This is a genomic window from Streptomyces sp. NBC_01235 (assembly GCF_035989285.1).
Taxonomy (GTDB): Bacteria; Actinomycetota; Actinomycetes; order Streptomycetales; family Streptomycetaceae; genus Streptomyces.
The window spans coordinates 6,399,154-6,414,168 of sequence record NZ_CP108513.1 but is presented as its reverse complement, the minus strand read 5'-3'; the positions used below and the strand labels follow the sequence as shown (position 1 = coordinate 6,414,168).

Sequence of the window (15,015 nt, the reverse complement as noted above, 5' to 3'; positions counted from 1 at the left end):
CGGTACCGAGTGCCGGTCAGAAGACCCGGACGCTCGACGGGAGGCCGGCGAAGGTCTTCGCGGCCTTGAGGCCGCCGTCCGCCGCACCGGTTCCCGGGTAGACGCGCAGCGAGGCCTCGCGCGGGGCGTGTGCGATCAGGTCCGGCCGCCCGTCACCGGTGATGTCGCCCAGGCCGACGAGCTCGGTGAACCCGTTCCAGCCACTGGTTCCGATGAGTTTGCGGGTGCCGAAGCCGCCCTTGCCGTTGCCGGGGTAGAACCACAGCTTTCCGGTGGTGTCGCGGGCCACGAGGTCGGCTCGCTTGTCGGAGTTCATGTCGCCCGCGCCGACAAGCTCGTTCATGGCCTTCCAGCCGCCGCCGACCTTCTTCCGCGCCCCGAAGGCACCCTTGCCGTCACCTGGATACGTCCACAGGGTGCCCGCACCGTCGGCGGCGAGCAGATCGGCCCTGCCGTCGCCCGTCAGATCACCCGCGGCCGCGAGGTCGCGCATGGTGTTCCAGCCGCCGCCGACCCGTACCCGCGTGCCGAAGGTCCCGTCACCGCGGCCCGGGTAGAACCACAGCACCCCGGACCTGTCACGGGCGTACAGGTCCTCCTTGGCGTCCCCGTTGTAGTCACCGTGCCGGACCAGTTGCGTCATGGCGTTCCAGCCGCTCCCGACGAGCCGGGTCCTGCCCGCGCTGCCGGACGCGTGGGACGTCCACAACTGCCCGAACTTGTTACGGGAGAAGAGGTCGGCGTACCCGTCGCCGTTCACATCGCCGAAGGCCCCCTGCTCGGGAAGCACGGCGGGCCTGGGCTTCGGCTCGTTGTCCCACTGGTAGACCGCGTACCGGCTCTCACTCGCGCAGAAGTGGTCCGCTTCGGGCCCCAGGTCGAGAGAGCTGACCGCGTTGTCGAGCTCGGGCGTCGCGCTCTCGTCGAAAGAGCCCTGCCCCGGGTACTCGTGGGAGGCGCCCTCCCGCGGGTCGAGCCCCGCGGCGATGGTGAAGCACACCGGCCATTCGGTGTGGTTCGCGTAGGAGCTGATGCGGTTGTCCCACGCGCCGAGGTTCAGCATGCTGCCCTTGACGACCAGCATCTGCCCCTTGCCCAGCGGATCGCTGAAGACACAGAGGCTGCCCCATGGGCAACGGTCGTACCCGCTCGCGGCCTGGGCGGGCACGGTGACGGCGGTCGCGATGATTCCGGCTGCGACACCGGCCGTCAGGGCGCCACGAAGTGCACGCGAAGAAGTCGGACGCACTCAGTTTCCCCCGGGGTGCGCTATGTCCGGGGCGCGCATGCCTCGAACACGTGAATGTTGTGTGCATGATAGGCACACCGCGCCCTTCGAACACACACAACCGTCACCAGGCCCCGGGGTCCCTAGTCATCCCCGGCCCGGCCGAGCTCACGGTCGGTTCAAGGCAGCCCGCAGATGGTCGATCAGATCGCCGGCCGGCACCTCGACCCAGGTGGGCCCTGGCACACCGGCGCGCAGGACCTCGTAACGCTCCCCCTCCAGCTCCGCCACCAGGAGCTGACGGCTTGCTCCGTCCAACGGTTCCACCCGGAGGCGGACGGCACCGTGCGAGATCGTGGGGAAGAAACCCCGGAGCGTCTCATCCGCATGGATGCGGCGCAGAAGGTTCCGTTGCCCCTTGTAGAAGTCGGACGACAGGAGGGCGGACCACTGCGACGAGGTGGGTTCTCCCCTTTCGAGCGCCCTGGTGAATTCATCGAGCTCCAGGAACTCGAATCTCGCCCGCAACTCGTCGTACGGCGCGCCTTCCCGCCATGCGGCGACCGCCTCCACGAGCAATCCGAGATCGTCCGTCGAGCCGATCGACCAGGCGAAGTCCGGAATGGAGACATTCACCCGGAACAGACGCTCCTCGGCCGCAAGACCGACCGACACGAAACCTCTTGTCGTCTCGGTCGTGACGCCGTCGGGTGTCGGGGACACTCGTCCGATGTCGCACCCGCGCAGCGTCGCTGCTTCACTCATGGCTGCTGCGAGGCCACCCACAGCGGTAACGTCCGGATACCAGTCCTTCAGCCACTTCGACATCTCGGCGGATCTCATTCCTCGCGGTCGGAAAAGCCTTCATTCTGCCGCAGGGCGAACGTGTCCGCGAGAAGGCCCTCCTCGGCGTGCGCGACGACGAGCTCCGCCGGCAGCAGCACCGTCGGCACGGTCAGGTCTCCCCAGAGGAGGGCGACCCGCTTCCCTGCCGCAACTTGCTCGGCGAGCAGGTCCGCCGCGATGGCCGCCCAGTGCGCCTCGTCGGACCACTTCAGACGACGCTGGTACGTCGTCGAGTCCCAGTCGATCCCCGAACTGAGGGTGGGCGGGAACCGGTTCAGGCTCTTGTCCTCCAGCGCTCGGGCCTCGGCGCGGTCCAGCAGGACCTCGGGACGGGCGTCCGTGCCGAGCGCGTTCTTCACGAACGTGGGCAGCCTGTCCGGTCGCGTTGCGTACCAGTCGGCACCGGTCATGTGCTCCTCCTCATCCCGGGGATGCGAAAGCCCGGAGGGCCCGTCGGCGCTGATGCCGACGGGCCCTCCGGACTGCGCTCCTGCTCAGGGGCGACAACAGTGGCTTTTCACTCGACCCACTCGATCTCCCACTTCGAGGACTCCACGAACGACTCGAGCTCCGCCATGTCCGCCACCCAGTAGTCGCCCCCGTCCGTGGGTGCGGCCAGGTCGTTGACCAGGTAGATGTAATACCCGCCCGTGACGTCGGAGTCGTCGTGGAATTTCACGAAGTACCCCTCGTAGAACCCCGAGCGGATACGCCCGTATCTCTCCAGCTCGATCCTCGTCATTTACGGCTCGGCCAGGGGGACGTGGTTGTTGGCCAAGGGTTTCCCTATGTCGTCGAAGATCTCGAAGTGCACATGCGGGATGTGGGGCCAATGGCCTCCCGCGATGGATTCCGGGTCGATGCGGAATCCACGGCGGTTGTCGGCGCTCCGGAAGATTCCCCGCCCCTTGGCCACGTCGCGCATGCCCTCCCCGAGGAAGTCGCGGGCGGTGGCCATCGCGTCCTCCATGGTGATCGTGTGCTCGCTGACGAGGCTCGCCTTCCGCTTGTGGTGCACGATGTCGACGTTGCTTTCGGCAGTCGACGTCGTTTCGTCGAGGATGTCATTGCGGACGGTACCGCAGTTGTGGACGAGAACCGGAGTGGTCCCCGCCACCACGTAGTACGTGTGCACCATGCTGACGGTCAGGTTGTGGACCGTCGCGTCCAGTGCCGTCCAGCGCTTGACCGCAGTGATCTGGACCAGCGTGCCCGCGCTGGTGCGCAGCCGCTCGCCCGACTTGAGGTCAGTCGCGTCGATCCAGTCGCTGAGCTCCGGGACCCAGAAGGGGTGTTTGTCGGTCGCGGTGACCTCGGCGGTCTTGGAGCCCTTCTTGCCGTCGACGTCGATGGTCACCTTGACCAGGTGCTTGACGCCCTTGCCGAGGATCTCGGCGGTGACCGTCTGCGCCCGGGTCTCGCCCGTCTCCGGGTCGGTCGCCAGGACCTTGTCGCCGGCCCTGACGTCCTTGATCGCCTTGGTCGAACCGTCGGCCATCAGGACCTTGGTGTCCGGCGTGAAGCTGTTGGGCGGGGAGTTGACCGGGCAACTGCCGCCCTCCGAGTCCGAAGCCTCCTTGGACCCGGATCCCTCGCCGCCCGAGTCCTCCTTGCCCGACTTGCTGCGCGAGCCCCCGGACTTGTTCTCCGCCTTGCCGCCGCCCGATGACCCCTTGTGCTGGGCGCCTCTGCCGGCCTTGACCTGGGCCGAGTTGCCCCGGGCGCCCTTCGAACCCGTATTGGCCTTCTTCTTGACCGCCTCGGCTGCCCGCTTGGCCGCTTCTCTCGCCTTGCGTTTCGCCTCGGCTGCGGCCGCCTCCGCGGCCTTCTTGGCCTTGATCAGGGCTGCCTTCGCGGCCTTGGCCGCCTTCATGCCGATCTCGGCGACGCGCTTGGCCGCGCGCCAGGCCTTGACCGCGCTCATCGTGCCCTTGAAGGCACGCCACATCTTCTTGCCCTTGGAGAAGACGCTCGTCCACGGGATCGCGTCCATCAACAGGCTGCCGCAGGCCCACAGGTCGCCCTGGGTGAAGCAGCCGACCACGTCGTTCCAGCCGATGAACTCCTTGAACACGGCCCAGCCGGTCGCCAGGATGACGTCGCCGATGGAGCGGTTCAGGGTCTTCTGGTACTCGGCCATCTTCGCGTCCAGCGCCGCGATCGACGCGTCGAAGCTCGACGCCGAGGACGTCAGACCCGACGGGTCCGCGTGCGTCACCGGACTGTTGTTGGCGTACGAGTAGCCGTTGGCCTGCAGCGGGTCGCTGTCGTCCAGGACCGGGTCGGCCGAGATGAAGCGGCCCGTTCCCGGGTCGTACTCCCGGGCGCCCATGTGCGTCAGGCCGGTCTCGTTGTCCTCGTCGCCCGTGTGGAACCCGGTGTGCGAGCGCGGTGCGAGGTTCGCGGCGCGGTCCTCGCCCCACGGGTCCCTCTTCGCCGTGCGGATCGCCATGGTGGCGTCGAGGCGGACCTCCGCCAGGGGAGTGCCGTTCAGGTCCGTCGCCTGGGCGAACAGGTGCTCGCTGAAACCGGCCGTGTTGTTGGTGCTCTCGCGGTAACGGGTCACCGCCGGGCCGCCGATGCCCGCGTAGGTGCGCTCCGCGTAGCGGACCTTGCCCGTGGTGGTCAGCGAGACCTTCGTGTCGGGCAGGTTCAGCACCGCGCCCGCGCTGGTGCGCTCCAGCAGGCGGTTGCCCATGGCGTCGTAGACGTAGGTCGTCTTCGACGCGGGCTTCCACAGCTGGGTCGCGGCGGTCGAGTTGCAGGCCGCCAGCGTCAGGTCGGTGCCGACCGTCGACGCGGGGGCGGACAGGCACAGGCCCGTCGAGACGTGCTTGATCTGACCGGTGCTCAGGGTCTGCCAGCGCTGCGCCGCCACGGCGTTGTCGCAGGACTGGACCAGGACGGGCGAGGCGGCCGCGGTGCCGTTCGGCTGGGCGCACTTCCCGCCGACGACGAGCGCGCCGATCGTGGCGTCCTCGACCGTGCCGTCGTTGTTGGCGTCGGCTGCGGAGACGCGGAAGTTCTGCGCCTTGCTGCCGTTGCACACGTAGATCTGGATGGCGGTGCCGGCATTGGGGGTGCCGCCGGCCAGGTCCAGGCACATGTCGCCCGTCCCCACCCAGGCGCCCGAGCCGTCCGCGCCGAAGCCCGTCACGGACTCGACCTTGCCGTCCCAGGTCCAGGTGAGGGCCTGGGCGGTGTCGCCGCCCGTGGTGCGCTTCTCCAGGTTGCCCGCGCTGTCGTACGTCTGGTCCGAGCGGGTCTTGACCGTCGGGCCCGCCGCCGTCGGCTTCGACGTCGTCGTGTACGAGGTGAGGGTGTGCGGCTGGTCGTTCTTCGCCGTGTCGCTGGTGCCGTAGGCGTAGTCGGTGACCGCGTCGCCGCTGGTGTCGCGCACCCCGGACGTGATGGTCGGGTCGGCCTTGTACGCCGTCTTCCTGGTGCGGTTGCCCAGGACGTCGTAGTCGTACGACTGCCAGTAACCGGAGTTGTTGGAGGAGACGTTGACCGTGCCGTCGGTGTAGACCGGCTCGGCGGTGGTCTTGCCGGTGGCGGTGCAGGCGCCGCCGCCCGGCGTCGTCCACGCCTCCTTCAGCTGGCCGAGCGTGTCGTACTTGAAGCACTGCTGGTCGGTCGTCGTGCCCATGCGGTCCGCGACGGACAGGACGTTGCCCGAGGCGTCGTAGGCGTAGGAGCGCTTGCTGACCTCGCTGCCGGGGACGACGCTCGTGTCGGGGGTCTGGGACTCCCGGACGAGCCTGCTGCTCAGCAGCTCGCCCGTGGACTCGTTGAAGTTGTTCTCCTGCCACAGGCGGCGGCCCTGCTCGCCCACCGTCGCGCGCAGCACCTGGCCGTACGGCGAGTACGAGGTCTCGGAGGCGTACCAGTCCTGGCCGGAGACCGAGGTCGGCAGGCCGGCCTCGTTGTAGCGGGTGATCACGGCCTCGGCGCTGAGGCCGCCCGCCGCCGGGGCGGTGTACTTCTCCAGCTGACCGTCACGGTTGTACGCGTACGAGTACGTGTACTGAGTGGCGAAACCGTCCGCCGTCAGGCCCGCGGTGGAGCCCGGAGGCAGGGCCGTGGTCATCGCCGTCGGCTGGTAGTCGGCCGTGTAGCCGGCGATGGAGGTGGTGTACGCCTTGGTGTCGGTGTAGCGGGTGGACGAGGAGAGCTGGCCCTTGCCGCCGGTCGCGCCGTCGTAGGCGTACGTCTGGGCGAGGGTGGCGGTGGTGGAGCCCTTCGGCGTCACCTTGACCTGCTCGACGCGGTTCAGGCGCTCGTAGGTGTACGAGACGGTCTGGCCCCGGGCGTCGGTGGCCTTGTCCACGCGGCCGTAGGCGTCGTAGTCGGTGTGGGCGGCGCCCCCGTCCGGGTCGGTGGTGTCGGTGACCCGGCCCAGCGCGTCGTACTTCCACGTGCGGGTGTTGCCGACGTCGTCGGTGCTGGTCACCATGTCGCCGCGGAGGTCGTACTCGTAGGTCGTGGTGACCGCGCCGGCCTCGGTCAGCGAGGTGTCGCTGAAGGTGTCCTGGCGGGTGGTGCGGCCCAGGGCGTCCGTCCACACCCGGGAGGCGGGGGTGCCGGCCGGCTGGCGGACGACCGTGTAGTCGAGGCCGTACTCGTAGCGGGTGCGGCGGTCCGTGGTCGGCACGTCCTTGCCGGCGTTGGTGAACGTCTCGCCCGTCTGCGGGTACGAGCTGTGCACCGGAGTGACCGTCAGGACGCGGCCCAGGCCGTCGTAGGTGTACGTCGTGGCGTTGGGCACCAGCGACTCGGAGTCGGGGACGACCAGCTGGGTGTCCGGGTCGCCCTCCATGTAGTACGCGTTGCGGGTGTAGCGCACCTGGCCGGAGCTGTTGTGCAGGGTGTCGGTGACCAGGCGGCCGCCGCCGACGGCCGGGGTCTGGGACTGGCGCTCGCGGCCCAGGCCGTCGTAGATCGTGGTGGACGACTTGTACGTGCCGTCACCGGCGGCCGTGCTCGGGTTGTCCGAGAGCGACTCGGCGACCACGGACACCGGCTTGTCCGAGGCGGTGTTGTAGGTGTACTTGACGGTCGGGTCGTCGGTCGCGGACTGGGTGGCGTCCCAGGCGGCGACCGCGCGGCCCAGCGGGTCGTACTCGTACGACTCGACGCGGCTGTTGGCGTCGGTCGACTTCAGGGTGGTGCCGCGGCCGGGCTCCAGGGTGGTGATTTCGGTGAAGCCGGTCTCCACGCCGTCGACGACCTTGCTGCCGGTGACCGTGTCGATCCGGTAGACCTGGCCGCTGTCCGGCGTGTACTTGGTCGTGTTGACGACGCCCGTCGGGTCCGTGACCTTCACGACGCGGCCGACCGAGTCGTACTCGGTGCGCGACTCGGGGTTGGTCGTCTCCCAGTCCGTGCCCGCGCCGTTCGGCGCGACCGTCTTGGACACCAGGCCCTTGGTGGGCGTCGCGGTGTGCGCGGTGGCGCCGTCGTAGTACATGCGCGAGGCGCTGACCAGCGTCGAGGCCGTGGCGGAGGAGAGGTCGGCGGTGCAGGCGGTCGTGCCGGTGGTGGTGACGGTCTGGGCGACCAGGCCGACGAGGTAGTTCTCGCCGCCCGTGTTGTGCACGTACGAGGTCGCCGTGCACGACTCGTCGCCGGCGACGGCCACGTCGCCGAACTCGCGGACCTTCGTCGGCAGGCCGTACGTGGCGTCGTAGTCGGTCTGGGTGGTGATCGTGCGCAGGAACGAGCCGTCCGGGCCCTTGACCGAGGCCTTGCTGATGGTCCGGGTCTCGCCGAGCGTGACCCGCTCGGACACGACGTCCGGGCCGTCGGTGCGGTTGCGGGTGGCCAGGCGGACCGGGGTGTCGGGGATGTTGACGGTACGGGCGGTCCAGCCGGTGTCGGTGGCCGCGCTCGTGTCGGGGTAGGTCAGCGACTCCGCGACCATGCCGGCGTACGCCTTGCGGTCCTCCTTGAGCACCGCGCCCGTGATGTCCGTCATGCTGTAGGAGCGCTTGACGTCGTCGGACGCCTTCTCCGGGGTGTCGTCGGCGAGGACGTCGTCGCTCATGCCGCGGAAGTAGCGGGTGACCGACTTGGCGGCGGCGGTGCCCTCGCCGGCGTCCGTCACGCCGGTGATCGTGGTGACGGTCGGGTAGCCGCGCCAGTCGTCCCAGGTGCGCTTCTTCGGACGGGAGAACTCCGCCTGGTTCTTGGCCCACAGCGCGCCGTTCACGGCGTCGCCGAAGGTCTCGTACTTGTACTGCGTCACGATCTCCTTGGCGTCCGCCAGGCGCGGAAACTCGGTGATCTTGTCGACGACGTACTTGTGGAACCAGGAGATGCGCTTGTCCTCCAGCTCACCGTCCGCGTGCCAGTAGGCCGGGTAGCAGAGCTGGTCGTTCTTGTCGATCGCCGGGCGGGTGGAACCGGCGAGGCACTTGCCCTCGGGGGCCTTGTAGTCGACGTGGGTGCGGCCGCCGTACTCGGAGACGACCTCCTGGATACGCAGCCGGGCGAACACCTCGTCCGGGTCGGACGCGCCGTTCTTGACGCGGTTGGGCAGCGCGCTCTCGTTGTGACCGAAGGAGACCGGGTTGAGGGCGGCGGGAGAACCGTCGACCGCGTACCCGACGCGGGCGATGGACTCCAGCCACAGCGCGGTGTACTCGCCGGTGAGGTTCCACGGGAACGACTGCTTCAGGCCCCAGGAGTCGACCTTCGACAGCAGCGTCGTGGTGGCCGAGTCGCCGTCCACGCCGCAGGCGTTGCGCTGGCCGGTCTCGTTGCCGTCGGCGTCGGAGGTGTACTCGGTCAGCTTGACGTCCTGCTCACGCTGGGCGCAGGCGTCGACCGAGGCCAGGCGCTTTCGCGACCAGAAGGTCGGGGCGTACGTCTGGCACTTCTTGCCGGACTCGCAGGAGAGGTCGGCCGGGGTGTCGAACCAGGGCCGGGTGCGGTCGGACTGCTTGGAGTCGAAGTTGGTGTCCGAGCAGTCCACCTTGAAGGCGTTGTCGTCGAAGCAGCGCTCGGCGGCGTGGAAGCGCATCCGGCCGAGCGGCTCCTCGGTGAACAGTGAACCGGCGCGCTGCCCGTAGTCGATGTGGGTCAGGTAGCCGCCCCGGTCGTAGACGACCGGAGGCTTCTCCTTCATGTTCTGCGCGTAGGCGTTCTTCTCCTTCTCCCACCACAGCGTCATCGCGTTGCCGGTGGTGTCCACGACGTAGTCGAGCTGGAAGCGCCAGCCCTGGTCGCAGAAGGAGTCCTTGAACGCGGGCTTGTAGCAGGGGTCGCTGTCGTGGTTGCCCGCGACGGGCACCGACAGCACCGACTTGGTCTCCGGCTTGCCCGAGGTCCAGCCCGGCAGGCGGTTGAGGCCGAAGTAGTACTGGGTGCCGTCGTCGGTGGTGACACGCCAGAACTCGCCGTTGTCGTCACCGTTGCCCGAGCCGTCGATGCCGGTGATCCGCTTGTAGTCGGCGGCGTCGAGCAGCTCGATGCGCATGTTGTCGCCGCGGGCGCTCTTCCACTGCTTGGTGGTGTCGTCGCGCACCAGCTCGGTGGTGGTCCCGTTCAGGGACAGCACGGCGTTGTACGAGCCCCAGCACTGGTCGCCGGTGAAGTGGCCCTTGTTGTTGGCGCCCGCGGTGTCGGCGGCGCAGCCCACGAAGGTGCGGGTGATGGAGCCGGGGTTGTAGTCCCAGCCCTCGCCGACCCAGGAGACCTGGTTGTTGGTGGAGGACGTCCGCCCGTCCGAGGTCTGCGAGTTGTAGCTGAGGGTGACGTTGGGCGAGGGACCGGCCGGGACCTGCGGGGCGGCCATCGTGTACGCGTAGGTGAACGCGCCGGAGGAGCCGCCGGCCGTCCAGGAGCCCGCGGAGACGATCGGGCTGGCGGAGAAGTCGCCGCCGGAGCCGGCGCCGTAGGAGCTGCCCACGAGGTACCCGCCGCCGGAGCCGTCGGCGATCTGCCGTACGGCGTCGGCGGGGCGGCCGGCGTGCCAGACCGCGGAGCTGACCGTGGAGTCGTTCCCCACGGCGACGGCCGGGTCGGCGGTCGCCGTGGTCGTGGTGCCCGAGACGGCCTGCAACTGGGCCGTGTCCAGGGTGATGTTGACGAGGGTCTCGGGGACCGCCTTGGTGGTGTCGGTGGAGCCGTCGATCTCGTCGGTGGCGCTGTCCTCGCCGGGGTCCGCCTCGGAGCCCGAGGAGTCGCCGGCGTCCACCGCCACGTCGACGGTCTTGCCGGTGCGCTCGACGGCGGTGCTCACCGGGACGCCCGTGGAGCACTCCTCTACGTCGGGCGTCGTGGCGTAGCAGGGCGGCATCAGGGTGAAGGAGAGCCGGTCCAGCCACTGGGCGCTGTAGGTCTCGGCGAGCTTGGTGGCGTCGATGGAGACGACCGCGTCACCGGTGGCGGTGTCGGGCGCGTCGACGGCGAGCATGAAGCCCTGCGCGCCGTTGGCCACGGCCTGGTCCTCGGACGCGGCGGCGACGCTCCACTGGCCTTCGAGGGCGTCGACCTGGGCCGGGGAGGCTCCGTCCGGCGCGCCGACGCCGATGGTCATGGTGCCGTCGGTCGACTTGGCGACCTCGGTCGTGGCGCCGGCGGCCATGGTGTCGACGGCCTTGGTGCCGGACGCCTCCGGGACCTCGGCGACGGCCGCCGGCTCGTACGGCTCCTTCGGCTTGGTCGAGGCCTGGCCGGACAACTCCTCGAGATTGCCGGTCAGTTCCTCGTCGACCGGGACGGGGTCCGTCTCCTGCAGTTCGGCGAGGTCGACCGGCGTACGGGGGTCGCCGGGGCCGAACGCCACGGCGCCGGGCAGGAGGGTCACATTCAGGGCAAGCACCAGTCCGGCTATGACACCGACCCGGGCTCTACGACGGACCAGACGCTCGCGCGGCGATCTCGCCAGCGAACCCCTCCCGCACCACGACAGCACCGCACGCACGGTCAATTGACCCTTTCCGAGTCATAAACCATCAGAAACGAGCGGACCGATGGCACATGGTGATCAACAACTTACGAACTGAGCACGAACATAAAGGTGTTGTGAAGATCCACGTCAAGATGTGCCGAATCTGTGTTAGCTATGTCACTGATCAAAATCAGACAAAGATCGGCAAAGAATCTCTCTGGGGCGCTTTGTGCCGACGTTGCCAAGTGGTGGCCGTCCGAAGGGTGTTGATCTCACCCGGAGTAGCTGTTCATACTCCAACCGCCCAGATCCGACGCGTCGCGCGCTCGTCACGGCTTGTCACCAGGCCCGAGGGCACCCCTGGAAGAGCCATGCCGCGCCGGCCCGACGCCACGCGGCCCAGCCTGTTGGAGAAGGGCCCCTTGAGCGACCTCGACACCGCCCCGGAACCAAGTCCGCCCGGCAGACGCCGTGTTCGGCGTGCCCTGGCCGCCGCCGTCGCGCTGGCCGTGCTGGCCGGCGGCGCCGCCGTGCTGTCCCTGCGCGACGACGACGCCGAACCCTCCGACGCCAGGGCCAAGCGCGCCGCGCAACCGGTCGACGAGGACGAGGCCCAGCGCCGTGCCCGCAAGAGCGGCAAAAAGGTCGAAGTCGCCACGCTGACCGACGAGTTCTCCACGACCTACGCCAACGCGGACGGGTCGTTCACCTACGAGGCGTCGGTCGCGCCCGTGCGCGCCAAGAACGCCGAGGGCGCCTGGGCACCCGTCGACACCACGCTGAAGCGGGACGACAACGGCTGGCACTCCGTCAACAGCCCCTACCCCGTGACCTTCTCGGCCGGTGACCCGGACCGCGCCCCGGCCCGCAAGGCGGCGGCGCGCACCTCCGGCTCCACCGTCCGGGCCGCCGTCTTCCGCACCGGAAGCAGCCGTGCCCAGCAGGTCGACGACGAGGCCGAGTCCACCTGGACCCGGCTGCTGACGATGACCGCCGAGGGCCACGAGATCGACTTCGAGTGGCCCGGCACGCTGCCCGAGCCCGTCGTCGAGGACAACCGCGCGCTGTACGAGGGCGTCCGGCCCGGCGTGGACCTGATGCTGTCCGCGCGCGACACCGGCTTCACCCACGTCCTGGTCGTGCACACGCCGGAGGCCGCCGCGCAGCTGGCCGACGCCCCGCCGCGCTACCGGGTCACCTCCTCCAGCCTCACCTTCGCCCTCGACCCGTCGACCGACGTGCTGATGGCCAAGGACAGCGCGGGCGCCGAGATCGCCGTCTCCCCCACCCCGTTCCTGTGGGACTCCGCGGGCACGCACGACACGGACACCGAGTCCGCCCACGCCGGCACCGAGTCCGCCGATCCGGAGGCCGCGACCGGCACCAACGAGGACCCCGAGGCCGTGGAAGGGGGCGTAGCAGGGGCCGTCGAAGGAGCGGTCGCGGCCGACCCCGCCGCCTTCGCGCAGACCGACGCCGCGAACGACACGCTCGCCCTGCCCGCCGTGAACGGCCCCGGCGAAGGCTCCCACGCCGCCACCGCGGACGCCGACTTCGAGGGCGGCGTCCTGACCGTCACCCCGCCGAAGAACTACCTCACCGCCACCGAGAACCTGACCTACCCGCTCTTCGTCGACCCCTCCACCACCGGCGTCCGCGCCAACTGGACCACGGTCTACAAGCGGTATCCGGGCTCCAGCTTCTACGACGGCGCCAACTACAACGAGGACACCAAGGAAGCCCGCGTCGGCTTCGAGAAGCAGACCTGGGGCACCGCCCGGTCCTTCTTCAAGATGAAGATCAAGAGCTCCATCAAGGGCGCGACCGTCTCCTCGGCCACCCTGAAGGTCCTCGAAACGCACTCCTGGTCCTGCAGCAAGCGCACCGTGCAGGTGTGGCGCACGGACCCCTTCGGCACCAAGACCACCTGGAACAACCAGCCGGCCTGGAAGAGGAAGATCACTTCCAAGTCCTTCGCCTACGGCTGGAAGTCCAACAGCGCGTGCCCGAACGCCTACGTCAACTTCACCGTCACCTCGCTGGCCCAGGAGGTCGCGAACAACGGCTGGACCGACTTCAACATCGGCCTGGTCGCCTCCACGTCGTCCTCCGCGCCGACGGGCTCCTCCAGCAGCCTGGAGACCGACACGTACTCCTGGAAGAAGTTCCAGGCGGAGGGCGGCGGTTCGCCCACGGTGGCCATCACCTACAACCGCAAGCCGAACACACCGACGACCCTCACCATGAGCCCCGGCTCCTGTGACACCAGCGCGTCGCCGTACATCAAGATCGGCAAGTCGGCGAACATCTCCATCAGCGCCAAGGCCACCGACCCGGACGGCGTGCTCAAGGAGCTGGAGTTCGAACTCACGCGGACCGACACCGGCGCCAAGACGATCTTCCACCGGCCGACGACCAGCGGTGCCGCCATCTCGGCCAACCTCTCCGGGCTCGCCAACGGCGTCACCTACCAGTGGCGGGTACGCGCCTGGGACGCCGACGCCAGCAGCGCCTGGGCGCCGACCAGCGGCACCCTCTACTGCCGCTTCGTCTACGACACCGACCTGCCCGACTCCCCCGCACCGGTCGTCTCGACGGACTTCCCCGGCGACCAGGACGAGGACGGCAACCCCGAGGTCTGGTCCCCCAAGCCGTTCGGCAACTCCGGCAGCTTCACCTTCGCGGTCGGCGACACCTCCGAGACCGACATCGTGAAGTTCGCCTACTCCATCAACTCCACCAGCTACGCCGGTTACGTCTGCGCGAACGGCAAGCAGGGCACCACGGGCGGTCTCACGGCCTCCTGCACCACTCCCGTCAAGTCGGCCACCGTCACCGCGGTCCAGCCACCCTCCGCCGGCCCCAACACCCTGTACGTCAAGGAATTCGACTCGGCCGGCAACGCCTCCCCGAACGCCCGCAAGTACTTCTTCTACGTCACGCCACGCTCGGTCGCCGACGGCCCCGGCGACCTGAACGGCGACGGCAACGCCGACTTCGGCCGCATCGACGCCGCCGGAAACCTCTGGATCGACTCGCTGTCGCAGAACGGCGCCTTCATCGCCGCCACGCTCGGCACCCACGACAAGGGGACCCTGCTCGAGAACGACGCCACCGCCCCGCACATCTGGGAGACCAAGGCCGACGGCACGGTCACGTACTCCCTGGTCACCCACAACGGCGACTTCGCCCCCGGCGACGGCGTCACCGACTGGGTCGTCCGCACCCCCGAGGGCCGGCTCTTCCTCTACCCCGGCGACGGCTACGGCGCCATCGACGTCAGCAAGCGCATCGAGATACGACTGCCGTCCAACGCCCCCGCCCCGTCCACCTTCTCGGAGATCAAGTCGGCGGGCGACATCACCGGCGACGGCCAGCCCGAGCTGTTCGTGGCCGGCGGAACGGGCGGCGCCGAACTGTGGGTGTTCAGCGGCTACAGCGGCGGGACGTTCAGCGAGGCCGTCAAGCTGACGTCCTCCGCCTGGGCCGACAAGGAACGCGACTTCGTGGCCATCGCCGACTACAACGACGACGGCGCGGCCGACCTGACCTACCGGACCACCGCCGGCAACATCTGGCTTCGCAAGGGCATCCTCGACAGCGACGGCGTGGGCACGGACCTCAAGAGCCTGGGCACGGCCGCCGCAAGCCTGGACGGCGACAACGCCTACGTCTCCGGCACCATGACGCAGGCGGCCTTCCCCCTTCTCTACGGCAGCCCGGACATCAGCGGTGACGGCATCCCCGACATCGTGGCCACCAACAGTGCCGGAGCGCTCCTGCTGTACAAGGGCGGAGCCACCGCCATCGGCGCGGCCACGACCCTGCGCTCCACCGGCAACACGACGATGAAGCAACTGGGCTGACCGGCCGACCGGCCGACACCGAACGGGCCCCGACTCCTCCGCAGGAGTCGGGGCCCGTTCGGTCGTCGCCGTACCTGCGGTCCGTCACCCCGGGCCGGAACATCGGGGTCCGGGGCGTCGGGCTCGCCACTCACGGATCTGGCGGCTTCCCGGGCTGTCGCGTACCCGCTCAACCAGGT

The 15,015-nt window shown here is 69.2% G+C and carries 6 protein-coding genes; 1 reads left to right on the top strand and 5 read right to left on the bottom strand.

Annotated features, from left to right (window positions below):
• Positions 1–16: 16 nt before the first annotated feature.
• The 5 genes from OG289_RS28660 to OG289_RS28640 all read right to left on the bottom strand — a co-directional run bounded on the left by OG289_RS28660 (position 17) and on the right by OG289_RS28640 (position 10,901).
• On the bottom strand, positions 17–1,249 hold the full coding sequence (locus tag OG289_RS28660; protein WP_327316926.1) for an FG-GAP-like repeat-containing protein: 1,233 nt from the start codon (positions 1,247–1,249) through the stop codon (positions 17–19).
• Positions 1,250–1,396: 147 nt separating this feature from the next.
• Entirely contained in the window at positions 1,397–2,056 is a 660-nt protein-coding gene (locus OG289_RS28655) for a hypothetical protein (protein ID WP_327316925.1), read from the bottom strand.
• An 11-nt stretch (positions 2,057–2,067) separates the two neighbouring features.
• A complete protein-coding gene (locus tag OG289_RS28650; protein ID WP_327316924.1) occupies positions 2,068–2,484 on the bottom strand; it encodes a hypothetical protein in 417 nt (138 codons plus the stop codon).
• A gap of 107 nt (positions 2,485–2,591) precedes the next feature.
• Positions 2,592–2,816 carry a hypothetical protein gene (locus OG289_RS28645; RefSeq protein WP_327316923.1) on the bottom strand — a complete coding sequence of 75 codons (225 nt, stop codon included), beginning with the start codon at positions 2,814–2,816 and terminating at the stop codon, positions 2,592–2,594.
• A complete protein-coding gene (locus tag OG289_RS28640) occupies positions 2,817–10,901 on the bottom strand; it encodes a polymorphic toxin-type HINT domain-containing protein (RefSeq protein WP_327316922.1) in 8,085 nt (2,694 codons plus the stop codon).
• Between the two features lie 491 nt (positions 10,902–11,392).
• Here OG289_RS28640 and OG289_RS28635 point away from each other — a divergent pair, with 491 nt between their 5' ends.
• Entirely contained in the window at positions 11,393–14,836 is a 3,444-nt protein-coding gene (locus OG289_RS28635; RefSeq protein WP_327316921.1) for a DNRLRE domain-containing protein, read from the top strand.
• The last annotated feature ends 179 nt before the right edge of the window (positions 14,837–15,015 follow it).

Bases quoted from the DNA above. Each gene is read 5' to 3' on its own strand.
- OG289_RS28645 (WP_327316923.1), bottom strand. From the start codon at position 2,816: ATGACGAGGATCGAGCTGGAGAGATACGGGCGTATCCGCTCGGGGTTC.
- OG289_RS28655 (WP_327316925.1), bottom strand. From the start codon at position 2,056: ATGTCGAAGTGGCTGAAGGACTGGTATCCGGACGTTACCGCTGTGGGT.
- OG289_RS28650 (WP_327316924.1), bottom strand. From the start codon at position 2,484: ATGACCGGTGCCGACTGGTACGCAACGCGACCGGACAGGCTGCCCACG.